Annotated in this window: 22 protein-coding genes; 15 read left to right on the top strand and 7 right to left on the bottom strand. The window is 48.9% G+C overall.

The window, feature by feature from the left end; genetic code table 11:
* Nucleotides 1-248: transposase (locus M891_RS0119070; RefSeq protein ID WP_028539929.1), on the bottom strand; the 248-nt coding region annotated here is incomplete at its 3' end.
* Nucleotides 249-335: 87 nt separating this feature from the next.
* Here M891_RS0119070 and M891_RS0119065 point away from each other — a divergent pair.
* Nucleotides 336-722, top strand: a complete 387-nt coding sequence (locus tag M891_RS0119065) for a hypothetical protein (RefSeq protein ID WP_009225714.1) — start codon at nucleotides 336-338, stop codon at nucleotides 720-722.
* A gap of 36 nt (nucleotides 723-758) precedes the next feature.
* Here the strand turns inward: M891_RS0119065 and M891_RS0119060 are convergent, their stop codons facing one another.
* The gene (locus tag M891_RS0119060) at nucleotides 759-1,589 is read right to left on the bottom strand and encodes a methyltransferase domain-containing protein (RefSeq protein WP_028539928.1); all 831 of its coding nucleotides are present in this window, start codon (nucleotides 1,587-1,589) and stop codon (nucleotides 759-761) included.
* A 323-nt stretch (nucleotides 1,590-1,912) separates the two neighbouring features.
* Between M891_RS0119060 and M891_RS0119055 the strand changes: the two genes are divergently transcribed.
* The 3 genes from M891_RS0119055 (at nucleotide 1,913) to M891_RS0119045 (ending at nucleotide 5,687) form a co-directional block, all read left to right on the top strand.
* The gene (locus M891_RS0119055; RefSeq protein ID WP_016313393.1) at nucleotides 1,913-2,671 is read left to right on the top strand and encodes a carbohydrate-binding protein; all 759 of its coding nucleotides are present in this window, start codon (nucleotides 1,913-1,915) and stop codon (nucleotides 2,669-2,671) included.
* A 171-nt stretch (nucleotides 2,672-2,842) separates the two neighbouring features.
* On the top strand, nucleotides 2,843-4,990 hold the full coding sequence (locus M891_RS0119050; protein WP_036701050.1) for an ATP-binding protein: 2,148 nt from the start codon (nucleotides 2,843-2,845) through the stop codon (nucleotides 4,988-4,990).
* 4 nt (nucleotides 4,991-4,994) lie between these two features.
* Nucleotides 4,995-5,687 (top strand): response regulator transcription factor, encoded by a 693-nt coding sequence (locus tag M891_RS0119045; RefSeq protein ID WP_016313391.1) that lies wholly within the window; start codon nucleotides 4,995-4,997, stop codon nucleotides 5,685-5,687.
* A 44-nt stretch (nucleotides 5,688-5,731) separates the two neighbouring features.
* Here the strand turns inward: M891_RS0119045 and M891_RS25605 are convergent, their stop codons facing one another.
* Both M891_RS25605 and M891_RS0119030 read right to left on the bottom strand, forming a co-directional pair.
* A complete protein-coding gene (locus M891_RS25605) occupies nucleotides 5,732-7,345 on the bottom strand; it encodes a chitobiase/beta-hexosaminidase C-terminal domain-containing protein (protein WP_051417113.1) in 1,614 nt (537 codons plus the stop codon).
* A 136-nt stretch (nucleotides 7,346-7,481) separates the two neighbouring features.
* Entirely contained in the window at nucleotides 7,482-8,261 is a 780-nt protein-coding gene (locus M891_RS0119030; protein ID WP_016313389.1) for a class I SAM-dependent methyltransferase, read from the bottom strand.
* 428 nt (nucleotides 8,262-8,689) lie between these two features.
* Here M891_RS0119030 and M891_RS0119025 point away from each other — a divergent pair, with 428 nt between their 5' ends.
* On the top strand, nucleotides 8,690-9,664 hold the full coding sequence (locus M891_RS0119025) for a tRNA dihydrouridine synthase (protein WP_028539926.1): 975 nt from the start codon (nucleotides 8,690-8,692) through the stop codon (nucleotides 9,662-9,664).
* Nucleotides 9,665-9,748: 84 nt separating this feature from the next.
* Here the strand turns inward: M891_RS0119025 and M891_RS0119020 are convergent, their stop codons facing one another.
* Both M891_RS0119020 and M891_RS0119015 read right to left on the bottom strand, forming a co-directional pair.
* Complete coding sequence (locus M891_RS0119020; protein ID WP_232228378.1) at nucleotides 9,749-10,447, bottom strand: ABC transporter permease; 699 nt, start codon at nucleotides 10,445-10,447, stop codon at nucleotides 9,749-9,751.
* Nucleotides 10,447-11,388 carry an ABC transporter ATP-binding protein gene (locus M891_RS0119015; RefSeq protein ID WP_009225743.1) on the bottom strand — a complete coding sequence of 314 codons (942 nt, stop codon included), beginning with the start codon at nucleotides 11,386-11,388 and terminating at the stop codon, nucleotides 10,447-10,449. The genes M891_RS0119020 and M891_RS0119015 overlap by 1 nt, the downstream gene beginning before the upstream one ends.
* A gap of 175 nt (nucleotides 11,389-11,563) precedes the next feature.
* Between M891_RS0119015 and M891_RS0119010 the strand changes: the two genes are divergently transcribed.
* Both M891_RS0119010 and M891_RS0119005 read left to right on the top strand, forming a co-directional pair.
* On the top strand, nucleotides 11,564-12,238 hold the full coding sequence (locus tag M891_RS0119010) for a response regulator transcription factor (protein ID WP_028539925.1): 675 nt from the start codon (nucleotides 11,564-11,566) through the stop codon (nucleotides 12,236-12,238).
* Nucleotides 12,235-13,314 (top strand): HAMP domain-containing sensor histidine kinase, encoded by a 1,080-nt coding sequence (locus M891_RS0119005; protein WP_016313384.1) that lies wholly within the window; start codon nucleotides 12,235-12,237, stop codon nucleotides 13,312-13,314. Before M891_RS0119010 ends, M891_RS0119005 begins: the two co-directional genes overlap by 4 nt.
* 63 nt (nucleotides 13,315-13,377) lie before the next feature.
* On the opposite strand, the gene M891_RS0119000 is transcribed toward M891_RS0119005, so the two are convergent.
* Nucleotides 13,378-13,950: a TetR/AcrR family transcriptional regulator gene (locus M891_RS0119000; protein WP_009225746.1), complete on the bottom strand. Its 573-nt coding sequence runs from the start codon at nucleotides 13,948-13,950 to the stop codon at nucleotides 13,378-13,380.
* Nucleotides 13,951-14,053: 103 nt separating this feature from the next.
* Here M891_RS0119000 and M891_RS0118995 point away from each other — a divergent pair, with 103 nt between their 5' ends.
* From M891_RS0118995 to M891_RS0118960, 8 genes are all read left to right on the top strand, one after another.
* Nucleotides 14,054-15,505: an MDR family MFS transporter gene (locus M891_RS0118995; RefSeq protein WP_028539924.1), complete on the top strand. Its 1,452-nt coding sequence runs from the start codon at nucleotides 14,054-14,056 to the stop codon at nucleotides 15,503-15,505.
* A 269-nt stretch (nucleotides 15,506-15,774) separates the two neighbouring features.
* The gene (locus M891_RS0118990) at nucleotides 15,775-17,973 is read left to right on the top strand and encodes an ATP-dependent helicase (RefSeq protein WP_028539923.1); all 2,199 of its coding nucleotides are present in this window, start codon (nucleotides 15,775-15,777) and stop codon (nucleotides 17,971-17,973) included.
* 319 nt (nucleotides 17,974-18,292) lie between these two features.
* Nucleotides 18,293-19,189, top strand: coding sequence for an ABC transporter permease (locus M891_RS0118985; protein ID WP_139817548.1), 897 nt, complete (start codon nucleotides 18,293-18,295; stop codon nucleotides 19,187-19,189).
* Between the two features lie 4 nt (nucleotides 19,190-19,193).
* Nucleotides 19,194-20,072: a carbohydrate ABC transporter permease gene (locus M891_RS0118980; RefSeq protein WP_028539922.1), complete on the top strand. Its 879-nt coding sequence runs from the start codon at nucleotides 19,194-19,196 to the stop codon at nucleotides 20,070-20,072.
* A 38-nt stretch (nucleotides 20,073-20,110) separates the two neighbouring features.
* Nucleotides 20,111-21,625, top strand: a complete 1,515-nt coding sequence (locus M891_RS0118975; protein WP_009225751.1) for an extracellular solute-binding protein — start codon at nucleotides 20,111-20,113, stop codon at nucleotides 21,623-21,625.
* A gap of 106 nt (nucleotides 21,626-21,731) precedes the next feature.
* Nucleotides 21,732-24,035, top strand: coding sequence for an AraC family transcriptional regulator (locus M891_RS0118970; protein ID WP_028539921.1), 2,304 nt, complete (start codon nucleotides 21,732-21,734; stop codon nucleotides 24,033-24,035).
* Nucleotides 24,036-24,097: 62 nt separating this feature from the next.
* Nucleotides 24,098-25,459 (top strand): sodium-dependent transporter, encoded by a 1,362-nt coding sequence (locus tag M891_RS0118965; RefSeq protein WP_084628934.1) that lies wholly within the window; start codon nucleotides 24,098-24,100, stop codon nucleotides 25,457-25,459.
* A gap of 184 nt (nucleotides 25,460-25,643) precedes the next feature.
* Nucleotides 25,644-25,791: transposase (locus tag M891_RS0118960; protein ID WP_028539919.1), on the top strand; the 148-nt coding region annotated here is incomplete at its 3' end.

The following is a 25,791-nucleotide window of genomic DNA, read 5'->3' as shown; positions in this document are numbered from 1 at the left end:
AAGATGTCGTTCTCCTCTTCCAGATCACGAAGGCGTTTCTGAAGATCTCTCATTGCTTTATCGTCGGCTTTCAGTTGCCCACTGCCTGGAAAGGCCTGTGCGCCGTCTTTCTTGTATTCCGCCATCCAACGATACAGGGTGTTGTCGCTGATCCCCAGTTCGCGGGCGACCTGCGCCACCGCTTTCCCTTCTTCCTGGATCATCTGAATCGTTTGCAGTTTAAATTCTTTATCGTATTTTTTCGTCATGGTAGCACCTCGAATTTGGATAGATTCATTTTACCCGATTCTCGGTTCTCCATGTCTACTTTTTAGTCTAGCAGCAGCTGAACCATCATGAAGAACGTGAATATACCTTTTGTCCTTGCCCTAGCCTCGTTGGCGCTGGTTCGACCTTTAATGAGTATGTTGGGTTTACTTGAAGCTATCGGGCAACCTTTTGGGAGCATTTCGGTTACTGTATTTATTTCGATCCTATGGATTGGGATCGTCGTTCTGTCCCGTGTTGCACACCCTGTCAAAACGCTTCTGTATACAGGAATCACCTACGGAGTCTATGCCATATTGCTTAGTGCGATTCTCTCTCCCATTCTGGAAGGGCAGCTTCAAGGGCCAATCACCAATCCGTTTGCGATCGTGAGTGTACTCTTAACAAATGCATTGTGGGGGCTCGTCGCTGGAGGGATTGCAACTTTGCTGCAACAAGCTTTAAGGGTAAAATAAGCACAGTTAAGAGGGGCCGCAAGCCCCTCTTTTTCGCTAGTCTAGGGAACCCATCTTCTGGGCAATCAATTTCGTCATGGCATGTTTGTGGTGAATCCCTGAGGAATGGCAGTCGAATACAACTTCTGAGCTGTCTTTGATCAGCCAATTGTGGTAGTGGGAGAGCAGTTCACCCGAGTACCACTTGTAGGCGTTGGGCTCTTTCTCAGGGGGCGGGGCGATAAACGGTTTATGGACAAACACGTTCAAGACGTGCAGGCCGTTTTCGTTCGTAAATTGCTTATAGTTTTCAAAGATATCTTTACGATACTCCGGTTTGATATAGTGCAGCACCCCGCTGGAAAAGATGATGTCGTAATGCGTATCTAAACGGTAATCTAAAATGTCTGCTTTAAACACATTTACGCGAACACCGGCTTGCTCGGCAAGTTTTCTCGTTTTCTCAATCCCGGCATCCGAGACATCAAAGGCTGTGACATCATATCCATTTCGTGCAAAGAAAACCGCATCTTTCCCTTCGCCGCACCCCACATCCAGCACTTTCAAATGCTTCGTTGGCGGCATAAGCTGAAGAACCTGATAACAGGCTGAATTCGGCACAGTCCCCCAATAATATTTTTGGGTTTTATACGCATCCTCATAAATCGTAATCCGTCTATCTTGCGAGGCATAGCCCAGAAGTTTATCGATGCTGACTTCCAGGGTTTTGGATAACAGAGGTAAGAGCGAAATGTCCGGCATTGTCTGGGCATTTTCCCATTTGGATATGGCTTGAAAAGAAACCCCGAGGATTTGCGCCAGTTCTTCTTGCGTCAGCCTCTTTTCTTTGCGGTAGATACTTATGTTTCTCGCCAATTGTTCCTTCATGCTTGTATTCACGCTCCTTCATGTATCCCCATTGTAGGGGGCGCGCCTTGGAATGAACAATAACTTCCTATTTGAATTTTTCACAGATTCAACTACCAGTTGAGAAGAAATAAGTATAGTTAACGTTGCGTTTTTATGAATCGTTTTTTATCAGTTATTTAGTCATTAAGTACTATTGGAATTATTTGTATCCTTTTGTATGATCGAAATGTAATATATTTCTTTTATTAATTAATATATGTAAAAATAGAATATAAAGCGGTTACAAGTTTGTGGCTCATATCCGGAGTGAGTCGCAAATTATAATACTAGGAGGTATCCAAATGATTCGTAGAAAGGTGTCTATTAAAGCTGCTTCACTTCTAGTTGCTTTAGCCGTATTCCTATCTACATTTCTCGCAGTTCTTCCAGCGAGTGCAGCCTCCAGAGGAGCATGGGCTCCTAATACTTCCTATGCCGTCAACGATACTGTAACTTATAACGGAAGTACTTATACTTGTATTCAAGCGCATACTTCCCTTGTTGGTTGGGAACCGCCAGTTGTTCCTGCTCTATGGTCGTTAAGCAGCGGCGGCGGTGGCGGCGGAGGAACTACACCATCCGATCCACCAACTAACCCGCCTACTACAGTAACTAAGCCAGCGGAGGTTCCAAGCCGCATCTGGACCTATGTCATGAATGCAGACAATGCCTATGGTAAAGGCGGGGATTTTGCCTTATTGCTCAGTGCCGTCATCAAGAAGGAAAGCTACTTTGGGGATGGATTGTCGGGCAGCCCTTCAGCCGGTGACGGATTGATGCAGGTTGAACCTAACACGCGGAATGCGTATTTGTCTCAATTTAGTGCAAAATATGGGCATGCCTATAATCACAGCAGTGAGCAGGATCAGGTATATATGGGTTCACTGATTTTGAATGAGAAGATTGTTAGATTCGGCAGCATCTACAGCGGCTTACTGCATTATAACGGGGGAGATTATTGGTATCCAGGAGCTACAGATTCCTATGGCCGCCCGATTCTGGCCGACCAATACGCTAATACCGTTTATGCTCAGTATAAGAGCTATGGCGGCAGATATTAAGGAGTAGAGGATCAGCAAGATTGCAAGATCCACCTAAACGTTAGGTTTGGGTGGGTCTTGCTTTTTTTATTCCCCATCGAGATTTTCAGGTACATTTTCCTAGGATGATGTTATTATTGATTTAATCAAATATTTTTTGTCGTAATTTGTAGATTGGAGTCGGTTTTGTTCATGAGAGGGATGCTCCGATTCAGTTCACGTAAAATTATCCTGTATATCGCTGCGGCCATTATGGTTGGTTTGGTGACATGCTATGCCGTCATCTCCGCCTCGAACTCCACAGAAATCCAAAGTGACAAGGGGACATTGGATTTATCCCAAGTTCAAGTGAGTGAGCGTCCGATAAAGCTACAAGGGGAATGGGAGTTTTATTGGCATGAGCTGCTGTCGCCTAATGACATACATGATCGCATAGCAAGCGATGGAAATCCGAACCGCTGGATCAACCTCCCGAACTCATGGCTAGGTTATCGGCTAGATGGTCAGCAGTTAAGCGGTACAGGCTTTGCAACCTTTCGGGTGATGATCCAGCTTAGCGAGCAGGATCGTCATGAGCGGCTTGCACTAAAGATGCCCTCGATATTTCACGCGTATAAATTGTGGGTGAACGGAGAACCGCTGGCCGAGGTGGGGGTCGTCGGTCAGGACAAGAGCAGCATGACACCGCGTCTGGCAACGAAGTTTGTGTACTTCCATCCGGAAAATAACACCGTAGAACTGGTGATCCAAGTTTCCAACTTCCATCATAAGCGGGGCGGCATCACCAAGTTTATCGAGTTGGGCGGCAGTGATGTGCTTACGGTTAGGACTCACCTGAAAATCGCGGGGGAGATCTTTATCACCGCAAGCCTGATGGTCATCGGACTTTATCATTTGTTGTTATTCATCTTGCGACGCAAAGACAGGGCGCCTCTGTTTTTCGGGCTGTTTGCCTTGTTGTTAGGCATCCGTTCCTTGTTGGTCGGTGAGCTCTTGCTTACTCAATTATGGCCGAATTTTCCATGGGAGATCCAGTTCAAAATCGAGTACCTGACGCTCTGCAGCAGCGGGTATATCATTACGCGGTACTATATTAGCATTTTTGCAAATTATGTGTCGCGTTGGTTTCGTCTTGGCTCGCGGATCGTAACGGGTCTGCTCTGCCTGATTGTTGTGGCAGCTCCTGCGATAATTTATACCCATTTATTGTCGGTAATCGGTGTGGTCGTTGTTCTGCATATGCTGTATCTGATGGTTGGACTTGTCCAATCGGCAGTGCAGCGCAAGGAGGGAGCGCTGATCTTCCTGCTGGCTTCGATGGTTACTCTGGTTACGGTCATCAATGATTTTTTATATTTTAACGAATGGTCCTCCATCGGGAATACTTCTCCGCTGGGTCTCTTGATCTTTACGGTCGCACAGATGTTTTTGCTCTCCTCGAGATTTACGAAAACAGCCACGAACGAAGAAAGAATTGCCCGGGAATTACAGGAGGCGAACGACAAGCTGACGGAAATGAATATGAACTTGGAACAGACAGTCCAGGAACGAACCCATGCCTTATCTGTAGCTCATGATAATCTGCGAATTTCCTATGATCGGCTGCTTCTCTCCGAGCAGGGAAGGAAGAAGTTGCTGTCTTATATTACCCATGATCTGCGGTTACCGCTGTCCAGCATGCTAGGATATGTCGAAGCGGTGCAGGATGGGGTTAAGCCGGAACGCAACGAACAGTATTTGAGGTATATCCGGGATAACACGATTCGGGTGAACCGTATGATTGAGGAATTGTCCTATTTATCGCATTTGGAGACGGGACAAGTGATGTTCCAAATGGAGCCAATTCCTGTGGCTCAATTCCTGCGCCAGTTCTATGATCAATATGAGCTGGTTGTACGCGACACAGGGTTGGAGTTCGTATTGGATCTAGGGGATTCGGAAGATCCGGGGAGCGAGTCGTTAGTGGCCGAGATAGATATGCAAAGATTGGATCAGGCGTTATTTAATATCGTGTCGAATGCCATGAAATTTACTGCGAGCGGCGGGGCCGTGCGGATTGCGTTAGCTGTGAACGAAGTGAAGGATCGCCGTTATGCCAATATTTGCGTAGAAGACACGGGAACCGGGATACCACCGGAACACCTCGAACATATCTTTGAACGCCATTACCGGTATGAACAACCTGGTGCCGAGAAGAGGGTAGAGGGCAGCGGGCTTGGGCTGGCGATTTGCCGGGAAATTGTACAAGTGCATGGCGGGACAGTAAGAGCGGAGAGTGACGGAAAGACGGGAGCGGCATTTTACATATCGATTCCTTGTATTCGTCGAGAAGAGGGGTGAGGGCGTGGTTCATACACATAAAATTATGGTCGTCGATGATGATCCCAACATCTGCGAGATTGTACAGATATATTGCGAACGGGAAGGTTTTCGATGTGCCTGCAGCTATAGCGGGACGGAAGCGATGAAGTTACTAGTGACGTTCGAGCCGGATTTAATTCTACTGGATGTCTTGTTGGCAAATGAAAATGGGATCGCTTGGTGTATAAACGCACGTAACTACACGAATGCACCGATTGTGTTTCTGAGCAGCCGTGAGGATGACGAGGTGAAAATTGACGCCTTGTCCTATGGAGGCGACGATTATGTCACCAAACCGTTTAGCCCCGGAGTCCTTATGGCTAAAGTCAAGGCTCATCTTCGCAGGGCGTCGACAGGGAGAAAGGAACAACTGCTGGAGCTGCCAGGATTGACGCTTGATTTCTACGCTCAGTCCGTCATTTTGGGGAGGGAAACCATCTTTTTATCGAAAAAAGAGTTTGGTTTGCTATCCTTCATGGCGCAAAACGTGAATCGCGCCGTCAGTGTGGATGCGCTGTTTCAGGTGATCTGGGGAACGGATAGCCTGGAGGATACGCGGACGGTCGCTGTACACATCAGTAACTTACGCAAAAAAATTGAGGCTGATCCCGCCAATCCGGAGCGCATTGTGACGGTTCGTGGGATCGGGTATATGCTGGTTGCTAGAGGGGCGTAGTAAAAATAGCGGCGAAGGGATATTCCCTTGCGCCGCTTTTGAGTTTATAGGCTATCCAAATATTCGTCAATTGCAGCTTGGATATCTTGTTTAGAGGAGCCAGAGTATAATGGTGCACTGGAACCGCCGCCTGGGGATCCACCGCCAGGGAATCCACCACCAGGGAAGCCGCCGCCTGGGTAACCGCCGCCAATATCACCAGCACCGCCTCCAGACCCACCGCCTGCTCCTAGATATTTCGATTGAAGGTAGCTTATGATCCCCGCCAAGTTCTGATCGGTTACTCCTTTTAAACCAGCATTTTCAAAAGTTTGCTTGTCAGGTTCATTTCCGGTGCCGTATGCGAAGTAATTATTGATGGCATTGATATTTATCGTTTCTGTAACAATTGTTTGAATCTCATTTAATGTTTTCGGAAGTGCACTTGAAGGGTAATCATAGTCTTGCAATATCCCTTGGATGCCATATACATTCTCAGATGTAACTCCCGTAATCCCCGCATCCGCAAAGGTCGATTCATCAATTCCGGTCCAATCCCCGGATGCTGCTGCTTCATTAATCAAGTCTAGCGATGATTTGCTAGAAACAGTGACCGTGTATACGAAACTCGCAACCGAACTGTTTTTCAATCCCGACTTCACAGCGATCGCCTTGATCGTTGTGTTGTTTGTAATCGTAATTGGCCCTACATACATCGTGCTGGATGTCGTTGGTTCACTCCCATCCAACGTATAGTACACTGCAGCAGTAGCCGTTGCTGAAGTCAAAGTAACTTGCGTTCCCGAAGTCACCTCGCCGCCGGATGGAGATGCCGTTGGAGTCGCAACGGTAGATTGTACTGGCGGCTGAATAACTGGAGGGGAAGAGGAATCCGGTTGTGGACCAGAAGGCGAAGATGGCACGGTTTGTTGTTGTTTCTTTTCTTCTTCCTGTTTCTTTAGTTCCTCTTCCTTTTTCTTCTCTTCTTCTTCCTTCTTCTTCTGCTCTTCCTCTTGTCTCTTTGCTTCTGTATATTGCTGCTGGGCTTCGTATGCGCCTAACACGAGCAGATCGCGTGTCGCATGAGATTGCCCACCGAACTTCCCGTCGGCACCATTAGACATTAATTTAAGTTCAAGCGCTTTGGCGACATACCCCTTTGCCCATTCGGAAACGGTATGATCATCCACACCAGGTGTTGCCCTGGCATCGGCGTCCTTACCCAGCCCGCGAATCAGGAAAGTAGCTAACTGTTCCTTGGTAACCTTACCTGCCGGATCGTAGACACCATCTGCAACACCATCCGTAATCCCTGCGGCTTTTACTGCCTCTATAAATGGTACTGCATATCCATTTGCAGGATCATCCGCATTGACGTCAGAAAATGAGGATGTCTTAAGATCCTTATCTACTTTCAAATTGAAAATCAACGCGGCAACCTTAGCAAATTGCGCACGGTTCATCTCATCTTTGAGACCAAATGTGCCTTCACCCACGCCGTCGAAAATACCAGCGGAGATGAGTTCGTCAAATTTGGCTTTTGTGGCATCATCCAGATCTTTCAGGTCCGAAAAATCGGCTGAAGTCTTCTCGGCAGCTGTTACGCTATCGGCAGAGTAAATGACAGAACCTACGCACAGCAGTACTCCCATCAAGAATCCGGCAACCTTATTGCCCATCGTTTGTCCCTCCTAGGAAGTGTGATAAATGTTATTGATCTTCCTACTTTATCATGATTCATTCGACAAATTTCGAAAGTTAAAGAAATCTTTAAAATTGTCGTGGAGGGACATGAGCTAAGGGGTTCTGATCGAATCACGCCTTCTTCGCGATCCAGACCGTCCAAGCGTCCTTTTCTTGAATGGGAAGCGGGGCAGCTTCGAGCTTACCCGTGATAAAAGAAACCAATGCTTGCAATTCTTCATCCGTAAGTTCATGCAAAATCGAGCGTCCGGTTCTTTGCATCAAGTCCTCACTTAACTCTTCCAAATGCGTATACTTGCGCCGGGTTTCCCAAAGTCTAGTACTATGAACGAGCTGGAGGCCTGCCGCTTCCAATGCCTTACGCACCTGACCATCCTCATGTCTGCGGCCGACTTCTTTCTCCTTCAACGAAGGGAAACGCTCGAAAAAATATCCTCGAAGATGATGTTCATCCCCAGGCAGCAGGCAATCTTCAGGCGTTCGATCCTGAACGATCAGCATGCCGCCGTCATCTAGCAGGCGAACGGCTTCTCTAAAGCATGGTTCCAAATCGTCTAGGTGGTGAATTAGGGCTCTTTCCAATACGACGTCGAACGCGTTGGAGGGAAGACCTGTTTGAGAAGCCTCACCTTGATGAAAAGCGGCATGGGGGAGGTCCTTACAGTGATTTGCCGCAGCCTTCAGCATTTCCTCTGAGAAATCTACACCTACGACATGGGAAGCTCCCATTTGAATGAGCGCCTTCGTATAAATTCCGCCGCCGCATCCTATGTCGGCAACCCGTTTGTTGGATACATCAACAATCGAGCTGAGGAAAGAACTCCAAGATGCATCTGCCTCTCTTGTCGTATAAGTCAGTCGGTTGTTCGGGTCATGAAAATCGATAGGCATTTCGTTTCACCTCTCATCAGTATTGTTTCACCAGATAAAACAAGGTTTCATTAATTATATTTTAATCTATATCGAGTGGATGCGAAAGGGGGAGCATTCTATTGTGACAAAAAATCGCGGGATCCAAGCTGATCCAGCTTCAATCCCGCGATTTTTAGATGTAACCTTTAGAACTTCTCCGGAAACTGCTTCACAATGCCTTCTGTCAGGATATCCGCGATGAACCGGTAACCATCTTTTCATTGTGTATCTACTCCTCTGGGATTTGTGAATGTTATAACGATCTTAATATGAACGAGAAATCTCAACCTCATGCGCCCGGTATCTGGACTTCGCATGCATGATCACTTGAAGAAAATGGGGATGCTTAAGAGCGAGGCAGCCTTTATAATAGATTAGGTATTATAACGAGAGGATTTGAGGTTGAAGTGAACCGGAATTTTTGGCGTGATTTACCGCGACCTTTTTTTATACTTGCACCGATGGAAGATGTGACGCATGTGGTGTTTCGTCATGTCGTGAGTCAGGCGGGCAGACCGGATGTCTTCTTCACGGAGTTTGCCAATACGGAGAGCTATTGTCACCCGGAAGGGAACCATAGCGTCCGCGGACGGTTGCTTTTTACGGAGGACGAGCAGCCGATGGTGGCGCATATTTGGGGCGATAAGCCGGAGTTTTTTGCCAAGATGAGTATGGGCATGGCGGAGCAAGGCTTCCAGGGGATCGATATCAATATGGGATGCCCGGTGCCGAATGTGGCGACGAATGGGAAGGGGAGCGGCTTAATTCTCCGACCCTCGGTGGCCGCTGAAGTGATCCAGGCCGCCAAAGCCGGGGGCTTGCCAGTAAGTGTGAAGACGCGACTGGGTTTCAACGAGGTGGAGGAATGGCGGGAGTGGTTAACCCATATTCTGAAGCAAGACATTGTTAATCTGTCGATCCACCTGCGCACCCGAGAAGAAATGAGCCAAGTTGCAGCCCACTGGGAGCTGATCCCGGAAATTAAGGCGCTGCGCGATCAAATCGCACCACAGACCCTGCTCACGATTAATGGCGATATTCCCGACCGGCAAACCGGCTTGAAGCTGGCTGAGCAGTATGGGGTAGACGGGATTATGATTGGGAGAGGGATCTTTAAGAACCCGTTTGCCTTTGAAAAAGAGCCAAGAGAGCACAGCACGACCGAATATCTGGATCTGCTGCGGTTGCATTTGGATCTCCATGATCAGTATTCCAATCAATTGGAGGCGCGTCCGTTTAAGGCGCTGCAACGTTTCTTCAAGGTGTACGTCAAAGGATTCCGCGGGGCAAGTGAACTAAGAAATCAACTGATGAGCACCTCATCAACCGATGAAGTGCGGAAGATGCTGGACGAGTTTACTCAGCAAATGGCCAGCGAATAAAGTAAACATAAGCAAAACAGGTCAACTATGGGCAGAACGCCACCATAGTCGACCTGTTTTTGTATAACTGTGTATTTCCCTGATTTACTTATGCTCTGCAAATCTCCACCAAGCCACGGTTCCGGCGAAGCCCACGATCGCCGTGAGGACGAGAATGCTGTAGCTGATGAAGCCGATATCTACACCCTTCGTCAGAAGAACCGGAATAGTCCATGGGAAGTACGGGCCGAGGCCGAGCTGAACAACCGCATTGGATGCGATGATGATTACGAAGATCAGCCCAATCGGGGCGAGATACCCTTTCGTGATATTGGCGATTAAAGCACTGGTTGAGCTGACAGCCATAATAAGCACGGATGTAAGCATGAACGTCCCGAAGAACTGAAGGATGGAGGAACCGGAACTGCCATTCACCCCAATGAAAGATCCGGCGATCGTAATTAGGGCAAAAGTGAAAAGGGCGATCAATATATTCCAGATCGTAATCACGATGAATTTCGACAGCACGCTATACGATTTGGGAATAGGCTTTACGATCAAATCTTTAATGGTTTTATCGGTGTATTCTCGTCCAAACACCCATGCTGAGGTGAAGGAGAACCCAACCACCAGCAGCGAGGCGATGGAGTCAAAGATATCCGTATAGTACATGTCCCAAGAAACGCCGGGCTCCTTGAAGAGCCCAATCAATAAAGGCATGGCGATAAAGACGACAGCTACGACCCAAAATACGATAGACTTCCATACTTTAAGCAGCTCGTTATGAATAAAAGAAAGTAACATCAAGCGTTCCCCCCTGCTGTACGAATGGTCCGTAAAAAGTAACTTTCCAGATTTTCAGTGACTACGCTGAGATGGGTTGGCGGTTGGCTTGCACGTACTAACAGGTCTGCCAGTTGTTCTGGATTCCCCAAGGCACGCTCTTCAGTCAGCTCCAGCCGTTCATCCTCAGTATCTTTGAACGTGTACCCATTCTCGGCGAGAATATGTCGAATGGCATCGATATCTCGTCCGCCCACAACCAGTTTCTTCTCCACCGAACGCTCCAGTTGATCGATATTCATGTTCTGGACAAGTTGCCCTTTGTGCATGATCGCCACACTGTCAACCAGCTTAGACAGCTCCTCCAAGAGATGGCTGGAGAGGAAGATCGTGACGCCCTCGTTGCGGGAAAGGTCAAGTAACAACTCCCGGATTTCCACGACACTGGCTGGATCCAGCCCGTTGACCGGCTCGTCCAATATCAAAACCTCTGGGTTATGAATAATCGCTTTTGCTAACCCTAGGCGTTGTCTGTTCCCTAGAGACAGGTTTTTGGCTTTCTTCTTACGGTGAATTTCTAAATCCAGCTTCTTAATGACGCGGTCAACGGCCCCTCGGTCGGAGATCCGGTGCATTCTTCGGGCGATCTCCAGATTTTCCACCACGGTAAGATCCGGATAATAAGAAGCTTCCTCCAAGTAACCAACGTGGCTCCAAAGCTTATAGTTACCGGAGTCCACCTTGCTGCCCAACATATAGATGCTGCCGGAGGTAGGCTTGAGCAGCGACAGGAGCATCTTAATTGTTGTTGTTTTGCCAGCTCCATTCAAACCGAGGAAGCCCATAATTTCCCCTCTGTGTACTTCAAGCGAAAGGTTGCGAACCGCATGAAAATCGCCGAAGCTCTTGCTGACATTATCCAATTGGATGGCGTTGGTGCCGCCTCTTCTTCCATTACTCATTTCTCTAACCACCCTTTACTTTAAAATTTAGAGAAAACACGATTTGGTGTTTCACCTGAGCACAGCTTGTACTTTAAACGACGAATCTCAACTGAACCTCAACCCAGGGCGCCGAGTTGTTGATTTTCGGTTTATTTTTGGGGAGTATATTCAGTAGAAAAAAGGGGGAGATCCTGTGTTTGATATCTTGGTGGTCGAAGATGACGTCAATACGCAGCGACTGATCTGCGCCGTGCTTCAACGCGGGGGCTACAACTCGCATGTGGCCGGAAATGGGATCGAGGCACTTAACCTGATGGAGGAACGTCACTTCGATTTGGTTGTACTAGACTTGATGATGCCGGAGATGGACGGATACCAATTATGTGAGGATTTACGTAGTGCGGGGGACAACATTCCGATCCTGATGGTGACTGCGGCCCATGATATCAAGTTTAAGCACAATGGCTTCCTTGTCGGAACCGATGATTATATGACTAAGCCCTTCGACGAGCAGGAACTGCTGTTCCGAATCAAAGCGCTGTTGCGTCGCGCACAGATCGCGAACGAGCGCAGGCTAGTTGTCGGGGAAACGGTATTGGATTACAACGCACTCACTGTGACAAGGGGAGATCAACAAATCTCTTTGCCGCAGAAAGAATTTTACCTTCTGTTTAAGCTGCTTAGTTATCCGAATAAAATTTTTACGCGATTGCAGCTGCTTGAGGAGATTTGGGGGCCAGATACGGAAACGGATGATCATACACTGAACGTTCATATCAACCGGCTGCGCGACAAATTTAGAGACAGTCCCGATTTTGAGATCGTGACGGTGCGCGGTTTGGGATACAAAGCGGTGAAGAGGGGATGAACTTGATCCAACAGTTTTTGCCGAAAAAAATCACCCTAGCCGTGACATTAGTCGCCTGGGTCTTTCTCGTCATGGTGCTGTCGATTACATCTGCTGGCTTGCTTGCCTTCTTGCTGAACCGCGCAGGCTGGATTGACCTGAATCAGCCGAATTCCTATCGCGGCATTTACGTCCTGATCTACATCAGCATTTTTATGGGCGTTGTCATTGCCGCGTTGTTAAGCAGACGATCCGTCAAGCCGATTCGCGATATGATGGAGGCTACCGCGAAGGTGGCCAAAGGGGATTTTTCAGCCCATGCGACGGTGAAGGGGAGCGTCGTTTTTGAACTAGACGAGCTTGCCGTCAGTTTTAACAAGATGGTGCAGGAGTTAAAAGGAATCGAAACGCTGCGAAGCGACTTCGTGCGGAATTTCTCCCATGAGTTTAAAACGCCGATCGTCTCCATCAGCGGCTTCGCCAAGTTGCTGAAGCAGGGAAATCTCAGCGAAGAAGACAAGCAGGATTATCTGGATCGCATCATTCAGGAATCCGAACGACTCGTGGAGCTGTCTACCAGCATTCTCAACTTGTCCAAGGTGGAGAACATTGAAATTTTGAGCGAAAAGACGAGCTATCGGCTGGATGAACAGATCCGACTTGCCGTTCTGATGCTGGAGCCAAAGTGGAACGCGAAATCGCTTCAGCTGGATATCACATTGGACGATGTCACGATTCACGGCAATAAAAACCTGCTTCAGCAAGTGTGGATCAACCTTCTCGACAATGCGATCAAATTTACGGAAAGTGGCGGAAAGCTGAAAATTACGCTTCAGCGGAGGGGGCAGCAAGCGATCTTCCGGCTTGAAGATAATGGCCGCGGGATGGATGAAGAGACGATGCGGCGCATGTTTGATAAGTTTTACCAAGGCGATTCGTCCCGCTCCATGACAGGCAACGGATTGGGATTAACCATTGTCAAGCGCATTATCGATTTGTGCGAGGGGACGATTGAGGTGGACAGTGAGCTTGGAGTGGGTTCGATTTTTACGGTTCGGCTGCCGCTGGGCATGGTTCTCCAAACTAAAGGTCAATAAAAAATGACGCCCCACATCACTAGTCGAATTCAGGGTGAAGGGGCGTCTTCGTCTGTTCACTTCTCATTTCAGCAGCGGCAAAAAAATCTCATCCACGATCTCCTCAATGGTCTTCATAGAAACGGGTTCCAACGTAATTAGCAGTTCATGTCTCACAAGATCTACAGGCAGCCTGGTAATGCGCGGCGTAACCTTCTCCGGACGAATTTCCCCTCTTTCTATGGCTCGGTCCAAAATAACGGTCATCGTATTCGTTCTTCGAAAATTGAGAATATCGGAGAAAGGAATGTCAGATACTACGGACATCAGGCCGTGAATCGTTTTGGGGCCAATTTGCTGCAGCATCTCATTTAACTCATTCAGCAAGAGGAGGACATCGCTGCGCAAATTCCCGGTATCCGGGACTGAAACCGTCGGCAAATGGTTCAGAATCGCAGCTAAGACAAGCTCTTCCCGATTCGGCCAACGACGATAAATGACAGGTTTGCTGGTTTGAGCCCGAGCGGCAACTCCTTCAATCGTAAGGTGATGAAAGCCAATTTCCATCAATTCGTCCCACGCGGCTTGAAGAATCGCCCCCTCCAATTCAGCTCCTCGTCTTCGCGTTGATCCTTCTCCTTCATTGATTTTATTCATAATACAAACCTCCAATAAAATACGTTGCGTTTCTTATTCAATTGTAGTATGATGAATCCGAATAAGAAACGTTTGGTTTCTAAATGGATAAGGAGTGATACACGTGAGTAAACCAGGCGAACTTGCAGCATCACCATCAAAAATGAAAATCGATCCAGCTGTCATGAAAGTGGCATGGATTCTGCTGGTGGGGATGCTTGCCCCTTTATTCGATACTACCATAATGAACGTCGCCATCGATACCCTTGGCAATGTACTGCATGCTCCAGTTACATCGATCCAGTGGGTGATGACGAGTTATTTGCTCGCGATTAGCTTGGTTATTCCCATTTCCGGCTGGTTGGTTGATCGTTATGGCGGTAAAAATATGTGGAATTTGGCTTTAAGTTTGTTTCTTGTCGGTTCTGTATTGTGCGGCTTGTCTTGGAATGTGGGAAGCCTCATTGCTTTTCGCGTCATTCAAGGCTTGGGCGGCGGTTTGATGATGCCGATCATGCAGACGATGATTGTCCGCGCAGCAGGCGGGCAGAACTTAGGCCGGGTTATGGCGATTGTGGGGTTGCCGGTTCTGATCGGGCCGATTCTTGGTCCCGTATTGGGCGGGGTAATTATCCATAATCTAGATTGGCGTTGGATTTTCTATGTTAATATTCCGGTGTGCTTGATTGCCCTGTTCTTATCTCTAAAGGGATTGCCCAAAGATGATGTCGCAAATCATCCGCAGAAGCTGGACTTACTAGGTTTAACTCTGGTGTCTCCGGCGCTCGTGCTGATGATTTATGGACTTACGAAAGTCAGCTCGGAGCATGGTTTCTTTAAAAGTCCGGTTCTTGTTCCTATCGCGATTGGACTGTTGTTTTTGATCGTCTTCTGCTGGTATGTACTCAGAAAAACCGATCATCCGATCGTCGATCTGCGAATCTTTAAGAGCACAACGTTCTCTGCATCTGCCTGTCTGTTGTTTATCTCAGGGCTTTCTTCCTATGCCGGCATGTTGTTATTGCCGCTGTATTATCAACAGGTTCGCGGTCACAGCGTGCTTGCTTCAGGGTTGCTGTTGATTCCTCAAGGCCTTGGGATGTTAATGACCCGCTCCTTGGCAGGGAAGCTGACGGATACCATCGGCTCCCGATGGGTGGTTCTCGGCGGTACTATTCTGACGCTGCTTGGAACTTTACCTTTTGCCATGAGTTCAGCCGATACCAGTGAACTGATGCTGGCCATTTCCCTGATTGTCCGCGGCGGAGGACTTGGGGGTTTGATGCTTCCGATCATGGCCACCGCCTATGAGGGGTTATCGAAGGAATTGGTACCGCATGCCAGCAGCGCAACCCGGATTCTTCAGCAAATTGGGGGTGCGTTTGGGGCTTCGGTCTTTGCCGTCATCTTGCAGAATCAAATCAACAGCCAACCCGTTCACGATGTCTCAGCGCTGAACACAGCGTTTAACCATACCTTTATGTGGTCCGTTGTCTTCACGATTGTATCGCTTGTGTTTATCATCTTCTTGCCTCATAAGAAAAAGAATACTGTTCTTAAGCCCAGCATCGGCTGAGGAGGCATAATGGGACTGAAACATCGTCTTTCTTGAGGGGAATCCCTTGAGGAAGAGAATACTAAACAGCTGTTCGCAAAGCCCAAGTGAGGGATTCGAACAGCTGTTTTTTTATAGCTCTACACCGCGAACCTTGGAAAATACCATCGCATCCCTGAGTGAACCATCAACCGCACATGCATCTTAATCAAGATGACTAGGTGGTGCCATTCTAGCAAAATTGCGTTATAGTAGGTAATGCAATCGGAACATTCGAAAGGGCAGTCATCATGAATAAAACAAGTTCCTTCTTCCTTCGCAAGAAAGAAGAATTAGGTGTTGAATTAAATGAAATCCAGAAGCAAGCGGTCCTTCAAACAGAGGGACCCTTGCTTTTGTTAGCTTCACCGGGATCGGGGAAGACCACAACGATCATTATGCGGATCGGGTATCTGATCGAGGAGAGGGGAGTTTCTCCCAGAAGGATCAAGGCAGTAACGTTTAGCCGCGCTTCAGCGCACGATATGAAGGAGCGGTTTAACACCTTCTTCCCAGAGCTGACACCGGTTGATTTCTCCACGATTCATAGCTTGGCCTTCGAGGTGGTGCGGGAGCATTTTCGTGCGACCCAGACGTCGTTCCAGATCATCGAAGGCGATGTCGACGCCGCTCAGCAAGAAGCCAGCGGTTCGGAGCAACTTCCGTTACATAAGAAGATCATATTGCGGAATCTCTATAAAGCGATCACCGGAGAGAATATCACAGATGACCAGCTGGACGAGCTGACGACCTACATTAGCTATATCAAAAATAAAATGATCCCCTCCGAGCAATGGTCCGCGGTTAAAGTGGAGGTGCCCCATGCCGAGCAGATGTTGCGGGAGTACGAGCACTTCAAGCAATCCGGCACCCATTCATTGCTGCTTGATTATGACGACATGCTGGTGGTTTGCGAACGCATCCTGGCGGAGAATGAAGGGGTGCTCCGCAGGTACCAGAGGCGTTATGATTATGTCCTCACAGATGAAAGCCAGGATACGTCCAGGGTGCAGCATGCGATTATCGAGAAGCTGGTGCAACAGCATCGTAACCTATGCGTCGTTGCCGACGATGATCAAAGCTTGTATAGCTGGCGAGGGGCCGATCCTGCATATTTGCTGAACTTCAAGCAGGTCTATCCGGAGGCGTTGATCTTGTTTATGGAGCAAAATTATCGCTCTACCCCAGAGATCGTGAACGTCGCCAACACATTGATTCAGCGCAATCAAGACCGATATCCGAAAAAGATGTTCACCGAAAATCCCCCGCATAAGCCAATTGAGATACGCCATCTGGATGATTACAGCGATCAGGTTAAATATCTGGTGAACGAGATTCAGCAGATCAAGAACTTTGCCGAGGTGGCGATCCTGTATCGGAACAATTCCTCATCCATCGCGTTAATGAACGAGTTTGATCGTGCGGGCATTCCTTTTTATATGAAGGATGCGGATAACCGCTTTTTCTCCCATTGGGTTGTCGAGGATATCTTGAATTTCATGCGGATGACGTTCACGGATAAACGTCCCGATATTCTGGAGAAGATCCATCTGAAATTTAATGGATATATCAGCAAGGAGCAGATGGCGGCGCTGCTCAAGATTCGAAATGAGGAATCCGTCTTTGATAATCTGTTGAACCGGGTCCCGCTTAAGGATTATCAGGTGAAGCAGCTGCAGATGTGCAAGGAGACGTTTCAGGAAATGAAAGGGATGCCGCCGCTGCATGCGATTCGGGTGATCCGCGATCGACTGGGTTATGAGAAAGCCCTGGAGAAGATTTGCGAGTGGAAGGGATTCCGTATGGAATATCTCTTGGGGATCTTGAACACGCTGGAGGAAATCGCGGCGGAATTGGCGACCATGGAGGAATTCGCCGCCAGATTGAAATACTTGGAGTCGATCTTGCGAACGGCGAGAACCAAGCGAGGGCAAAATGCGGTCACGTTCTCGACGATGCACAGCTCCAAGGGCTTAGAGTTCGAGCGCGTGTATATGATCGACCTAGTGGAAGGGATCATTCCGTCTAAGGCGGATAAGGAGAACACGGACATGATGGAGGAGGCGACCCGGCTATTTTATGTGGGGATGACCCGGGCGAAGAAACATCTGGAGCTTCTGACTTACAAGAAACGGGATGGGGCAGAGGTGACGGAGTCGAGGTTCGTGGCCTACGTGAGGTACATCCAACTTCCACCCCAAGCGGGCGCGCCTTCGTCTGCGACTTCGCCCTCCATCCCTGTTCCAGCGCAGGACAACCCCAATGCCATCCGAAGGCTGGCTGAGCTAAGGGAAGGGGAATCTATCGTCCACCGGGCTTTCGGAAAGGGAACCATTCTGCAAGTGAATGGGGAACGAGTTCATATCCGATTTGAGGAGGGGGAAAAAGCTTTATCAGCGACCACCTGTCTCCAAATGGGCTTGTTGGAACGGGCGGAGGATGCATCCTAGCTAAGCGATGCAAATATACGGCTAGGAAGTAAACATGAACTTGAAATAAATAACTACTTGACGCTGATCAGTTCAGCGTCTTTTTTTTGATCAACCGCCTTGCAAGAAAAATCAATTCCAGGAAATGTGCGGCCCCTCCCGAATTTCCTTTATTCTGCCTGCCTGCAAAAATAAGCGATTGCTGGAAATTCACGGGCATCTTAGAGTGATTACATCGAACTTCAAAGGGAAAGGAGAGGGAAACATGGCTTCCTCCTTGGAACCGATTACAAAACAGACAACGTCTGTAACCAGGGCCCGCAGTCATCGGCTGCGACAAATGGGAAAAATCCTGATGCGGGATAAATTCCTGTATGTATTAGCCTTACCGGGCCTGCTGTACTTTCTGATCTTCAAATACGTTCCGATGTGGGGAATCATCATCTCATTTCAGAACTATTCGCCTTATCAGGGAGTGCTGGCCAGTCCTTGGGTGGGACTGGAGCATTTCCGACGCTTTTTCTCCAATCCTGATTTCTTTATGTTGTTTCGAAATACGCTCGCGATTAATACGTTGTCGCTGATCTTCTTTTTTCCGCTGCCCATCCTGCTCTCCTTAATGCTTAATGAAGTGAGGCAACAGGCATACAAGAAAATTGTGCAATCCATCGTGTATCTGCCGCATTTCTTATCCTGGGTCATTATTGTAGGGATTACCTTCATCTTGTTCTCAACGGGAGACGGAGCGGTGAATCAGATGTTGGTGAGTTTAGGCTTTGAGAAGATCGATTTTCTGACCAATAAAAATTATTTCTGGGCCATGCTTACCGCTCAATCCATTTGGAAGGATGCCGGGTGGGGCACGATTATCTTCTTAGCGGCGATGGCCAGCATTGATCCGCAGCTCTATGAGGCGGCCAAAATCGATGGGGCAGGCCGATTCCGGCAAATGTGGAACGTTACGCTGCCTGGCATTCGCTCGGTTATTGTCATTTTGCTGATTCTACGAATGGGTCACATTATGGATGTCGGCTTCGAGCAAGTGTTCCTCATGATGAATGGGGCTGTCTCAGAGGTGGCTGACGTCTTCGATACGTACGTATACCGTTTAGGTGTGAAGCAGGGACAATTTAGCTACAGTACCGCCGTTGGTTTATTTAAGTCGATGGTTGGATTAATTCTTGTGATCGGCACGAACAAATTGGCTAAGAAGTTTGGCGAGGAAGGGGTGTACTAACGAGATGAGTTATCGCAGCCGTGATCGGATATTCCAAGCCGTCAATGCGATCCTGCTTGGCATCATCAGCCTGATCACATTTTTTCCGTTGTACTATGTGTTTGTCGTTTCGTTTACGGAACCGTCCGCATACCGATCCAGCGAACTTCAACTGTTTCCCAAAGCGTGGAGTCTGGATTCTTATAAGTATCTCATGTCCACTAATGCCTTCCTCAACGCTACCGGGAACAGCGTTTTTCTCGCACTGGTTGGCACGGCGTTAAGCCTGCTCATTACTTCTTGCTTGGCTTATGCGATTTCTCGTAAGCGCTTGCTGGGGCGAAAAATCATCATGCTGCTGATCTTGCTGACCACGTTGTTTAATCCCGGTATCATACCGCCGTATTTGCTGGTCCGCGACCTGCACCTGATCAATAGTATTTGGTCCCTGATTCTCCCGGTGCTGACCAATGGGTGGTACGTCCTCTTGATGAAAGGATTTTTTGACAGCATCCCAACCAGTCTGGAGGAGGCGGCCCGAATTGACGGCTGCAATGATGTCAGCGTGTGGTATCGCGTCATTCTCCCCTTGTCACTGCCTTCGCTGGCTGCATTTGGCTTGTTTTATGCCGTGGCCTACTGGAACACCTTCTTTACCGCGCTTCTTTATATTAACGAATTCTCCAAGCAGCCGCTCCAAGTGTTGCTGCAAAACATGCTCATCGATGCGTCAACCGCTGCCGGGGGTTCTGTTGCTGCCGAAATGATGTCCGAGCAACGAATACCGCCGGAGACGCTGAAAATGGCTGCCGTGGTGATTGCGACCGTTCCGATTCTGCTCGTGTATCCCTTCCTGCAGAAGCATTTTGCCAAGGGAGCTATGGTAGGTTCGGTCAAAGAATAGTCTTATCTATTTATTCGAATAGGGAGGTCAATAACGTCATGAAGAAAAAGAGTTTCGTCTTGCTAAGCGTCACCTTGCTCGTGAGTCTGCTGCTATCCGCTTGTTCATCCGGCACGAAGTCGGGATCCAGCGGTTCCGAGGGCTTGACCAAGCCGCTGGAGGTCAGCATTATGACCATGTATTACACGCCGGAGCCTCCGGGACCGGATAACGTGGTTGTCAAAGAATTCGAGAAGCGGACCAATACCAGGTTAAATATCACTTGGGTCTCTCCCAATAACTACGGGGATAAAGTGAACGTCACGCTGGCTTCCGGCGATATTCCGGATCTCATCCTGCTGGATGACCCGTTTAATGCGCAGGTGCGGGGGATGGTGGCGCAAGGGGCCTTCTGGGATCTCACCCCGTATCTTCAGGATTACCCGAACTTAATGCTGTACCCCAAGGAGTCCTGGGAGAACACGAAGCAGGCCGATGGAAAGAACTACGGCATCCCGCGTCCGCGTCCGACCGATGGCGGAGGATTCACTTACCTGCGCAAGGACTGGCTGGATAAGCTGAAGCTGGACGTTCCAACGACGACCGACGAGCTCTATGAAGTGCTGAAAGCCTTCGTTGAGCAAGACCCGGACGGCAATGGGAAGAAGGATACGATCGGGTATATCGGATTTGTGGATCAGAACGGGATGGCCAACTTTGGTCAGCTGCAGAACAGCTTTACGAAAGTGAATGGCGACTGGAAGCTGATCGACGGCAAGCTGGTAAACGTGAATCTGTTGCCTGAAGTCAGAGAGAGTCTGGTTTGGCTGAATCGGGCTTATGTTGAGAAGCTGATTCCGGAAGATTTTGCCGTGTTAAAGAATACGCAGTCCAAGGACTTGCTCAAATCCAATCGCGGCGGCGGGTTCCAGGATACGGTGGAGGCCGCTTGGGAGCCCACGGAAGAGCTGCGCAAAACGATTCCCGAAGCCGATTTCCTGCCTTTGGTTTCGTTGAACGGGTACTCCAATAAAGACAGCGGATTTTTCGGGATGTTTGCGATCCCCAAAACCGTCCCTGAAGACAAAATGAAGCAGTTGCTGAAGCTGATGGATTATGGAGCTAGTCAGGAAGGCAGCGACTTGGCGAACTTCGGCTTCAAGGATGTACACTATACCGAGGAGAACGGGATTAAATTAGCAACGCCGCAAGCCCAGAAGGATATTGTCGCTCAGCAGGCGCTGGGACAAATTTTCTTGAAGTATGATCCCTACCTCCGGGCTTACCGAACAGGAATGCCGCTGGATGTTCTGGAACGGAACAAGAAGATTATCGATGAGAAAGCGAAAATCAGCATGGGCGATCCGGCAGTCGGACTGTACTCGGAGACCAGCACCTTAGTCGGGACGGAGCTGCGCAAGAAAATTCAAGATATGAAGACCAAAGTCATTATGGGGAAAGAACCGATCAGCGCTTGGGATGACTACGTGGAGAAATTGAAGGCAGATCCGGATTTGCTCAAAATTACCGAAGAGATGAACGAAGCTTATCAGCAACGAACAAAAAGTGAATAATGACCCAGCCCCCGAGAGCAAAAATATGGTTTTCGGGGGATTTTCCTCGTTTCCATCTATAGTAAGATAGGGAAGACCAATGGAAACTACGGAAAGGCGGGGATGTATGAAGAAGAGCCATTTTTTTCGCAGAAGCTTATTTTTGGTGTTATGTGTCACCAGCCTGCCCACCGTGATTATTGGGATTACATTCTATATCGCCGGCCGGGCCTATATGGAGAATGAAATCACGCGCCATCATGATGCCTTACTAGTGAAGACGATTGATCGAATGAATGACAGTTTAGCTCAACTGGAGCTGGCTGCGACCCAGTGGTCCTTGGACAGCCGACTGGACGGAAGGCTTGGAGAGATTGATTTAGTAGACGAATTTAACGTAACGCATAGTCTGTATCGTTTTTTGGGGGTTATGAAAGGAGCCTATCCTTTAATCGACCAAGTCTATTTATATTTAGACCGGCAGCAGCCGGTGATCGTATCGGATATCGAGGGGATCGTTCCGCTGACCGATATCCAGCAACAGAAGCAATTTCACGGTCTGCTGCAGCAAGGCAGATCGGAGTTTTGGCAGTTCGACTTAACGAAGGTCAATGGGAAAGGGACAGGTCCTTATGTGGCGCTTGTCCACAAGCTGCCAAGTATCGGTAAACCTTACGGGGCATTGATTTTTTATTTGGATCAGTCGAAGCTGGTGCAAATGGTGGAAGGCATGTCGGTTGATAATGAAGGCGCTTCCTTTTTGATGGGCAAGGATGGCTCGCTGCTGGTCTCCCCGTCGTCCCTGAACCGGAAAAATGCGGAGTTGGAGCTTGCCGTGCAGGAGAGCGTCATGCAGCGGAAGGAGGAGACCGGCTCTTATCTTTTTCAATGGAAGGATAAATCCTATTTAATTTCGTACGGGGAGTATTCCCGCTTAGGTGAACCTTGGAGATACGTCACCACGATGCAACTGTCGCAACTCACCGCGCCGATTGTGATTATCTCCCGAATTATAATGGGGATGGGAGCCGTCGGGCTGATCGTGGCTTGCCTGCTCTCCTGGATGGCTTCGCATCGGCTCTACCGTCCGATCCGCCGGTTGGTTCGTTTGGTCAAAATGCAGAAGCCGGACCCCGGGCCGGAAGTAGGGGATGAATTGGACTATATCGCCAATCAGTGGACCCATTTGAGCGAAGAACGCAAAGCCTTGGAGACGAAGCTGAAGCAAGCGTATCCTTCGCTGCGGGCCGCCTTTATGATGCAGTTGGTGCAAGGGCATGTGTACTCGCTGAAGGAGCCGGAGATCCGCGCAAGGTTACAGACCTTTGGCTGGTCCTCGGAATCGCAATGGTTTGGACTTATGCTGGCGCGGGTTACGGGGGTGTCCAAGGCCGATAACCGATTTATGGAGAACGATGAATACCTGATCTCCTTTGCTGCAGCCAATATCGCGCAAGAAATGGTGCGAATCCGGGGGATTCAAGCGGAAATCATCAATTTCCATGACCTCACCGTGGGAATCCTGCTTTCCTATCCGTCCGAAACCAGAAAAATGCATGTCAAAGAAGAGCTGTTCAGCCTGGCCGAGGATTTAGTCCGCACGATCAGTTCGCTGCTAAAGATGCAAACGACGATCTGCATTGGGCGGTTAACCACCGAGATCAAGGATATTCCGGACATGCTGCCGTTTCTTCAGAACGCGATTCTGTATCGGGACCTGAAGGAACAATGCCAGGTGCTTGATCTGGAGGAGATTCTGCCCTATACGCCGCAAGAGGTTCATTATCCCTTCGCTTTGGAGAAGGAGCTGCTTCAAGCGTTGCGGATGGGACAATGCGAGCAGGCGATGCAGCGGATCGAGGCCATTATCTCTGAGCTGGTCGTGCGTTCGCGCAAAGAGAAGCTATTGAAGGAAGGCGTCATGCAGGTGCTGGGAAGTATCATGCATACGTTATTGGAGACCGGCTACCAACCTCATCAGTTGTACGAAGGAGATAATCTCTTTGAGCAATTGAGTCAAATTCGGGAGCCGGAGCAGATCGTCCGTTTTTTTCAGCAAAAAATTATCCTTCCGTATGCCCAGAAGTTAAGCGAGGATCAGACGGCCCGAGCGAAGCCGCTCATCGAACAGGTGACGGCAATGCTGAAGGATCAGTTCGCCGAAGGGATTTCGCTCGAAGCGTGCGCGCATCATTTTAATACAACGCCTTATACGCTGAGCCGCTTGTTCAAACAGGTAACCGGCATGAATTTCATCGATTATGTAACGGCTCTCCGGATTGAGAAGGCGAAGGAGCTGCTCAGTGACTCCGATATGAAAGTGAATGAAATTGCGGAGCAGGTGGGGTTACAACCGTCCTATTTTATTCGGCTGTTTAAGAGGTTTGAACAGATTACACCGGGACAATATCGAGAGAAAGTTATGAAATAAAGGAAAAATTTCATATCCCTACCCACAGCCTTTTTCATTATAATAGAGAAATATAAAAATATATGGGGGTTGTTATGAATACTAAGCAAACTCAGCTCGGCGAGGGGCGGAGTGATCGATTCTCTTCTGCCGGATTTATTTTGGCCGCGATCGGCAGTTCCGTTGGTCTCGGCAACATGTGGAAGTTCCCTTACATTACAGGCCAAAACGGGGGAGCTGCCTTCTTCCTGATCTTCATTATCTGTTTGATCCTGATCGGCTTGCCTCTGTTGTTAGCGGAGCTGGCCATTGGGCGCTCAGGGCGCGGAAGTGCATCCACGTCCTTTGTAAAAGCCGGCGGTCCTAAAGTGTTTGGCCGTCTTGGGCTGCTGCAAGTTATCGCTCCCTTTCTTATTTTGAGCTTCTATGTCATCGTTGCGGGCTGGACGCTCCATTATGCGGTTCAATCCTTCAGCGGAAGTTTGTATGTCGATTCGGACTATAGCGGGAAATTTGGTTCGTTCATCCAAGGCTTCATGCCGCTCGTATGGCAGGTGGCGGCTGTGCTGATTACCGCCATCGTGGTAGGGAAAGGGATCTCCGGCGGGATTGAAAAATTCAACAAGGTGCTGATCCCGGGGCTCGTCGTCCTTCTGATCATTTTGATGATTCGAGCATTAACCTTGCCGGGAGCCGGGGAGGGCGTTTCCTTCTTCCTTCAACCGGATTTCTCGAAGCTGAGTCCGGAGGCGGCTTTGGTTGCGCTGGGACATGCCTTCTTCTCGTTATCGCTGGGGATGGGGATTTTGCTCACTTACGGGGCTTACGTGGACAAGCGCCAATCCCTGGGCACGGCTACGCTGGCGATCGGGGCTGGGGACTTGATCTATGCGTTTATTGCAGGCTTGATCATCTTCCCAACAACCGCATCTTTTGGCTTAGAGTCGAATGCCGGGCCGTCTTTGGTCTTCATCGCGCTGCCGGCTGCATTCTCGGCGATGCCGTTTGGCGCCTTCTTCGGCGGGTTGTTCTTCGTCCTGCTGGCGATTGCAGCCTTGACTTCCTCGGTATCCTTGCTGGAAGTGCCGGTGACTTACGTGATGGACCGTTGGGGATGGGGCCGCGGAAAATCCGTAACGATCATCAGTGTGTTGGTTCTGTTGATCGGGCTGCCTTCCGTCTTGTCCTTTGGGATCGTACCGGCTTTGTCAGACATGGGCGGGAAGAACTTCTTCGACTGGCTTGATTTCATTACCTCGAACATTTTGCTGCCAATCGGCGGCTTGATTACGACCCTCTTTGTAGGGTACTTTTGGAAAAAGGCTGCGGAAGCCGCGGGGCTCAAGTCCGGTTGGTTCCGGTTATGGCTGTTTATGGTTCGGTATATCGCACCGGTACTCGTCGTACTCGTGCTGCTGCATACTACCGGAGTGATCAAGTTTTAGAAAGAGAATGCAAGGGGCGCGGGGATCGCGCCCTTTTTATTATGGCTTTAGCCAGTTGAGCTCGCGAAGCGTGCGAAACAAAAAACCACCCGCTATGCGGGTGGAGGAACGAAGGTTTGACCAACTAGACCATTCCCATAAAATTGAGATGTTCAGGCTCAATAAAAGAAAGGAATGGTCTTAGATGGCAAACAAGAGCTATAGTTTAGCTCACACGAAGTGGATGTGCAAATACCATATCGTGTTCACCCCGAAGTATAGACGGAAAGAGATCTATAATCAAGTGAGGAGAGATTTGATCGAAATATTTAAGCGTCTGTGCAAATACAAGG

This window comes from Paenibacillus sp. J14 (genome assembly GCF_000518465.1).
GTDB lineage: Bacteria > Bacillota > Bacilli > Paenibacillales > Paenibacillaceae > Fontibacillus > Fontibacillus barengoltzii.
The sequence above is the reverse complement of the archived record's forward strand: the minus strand, read 5'-3'. Positions and strand labels throughout refer to the sequence as shown.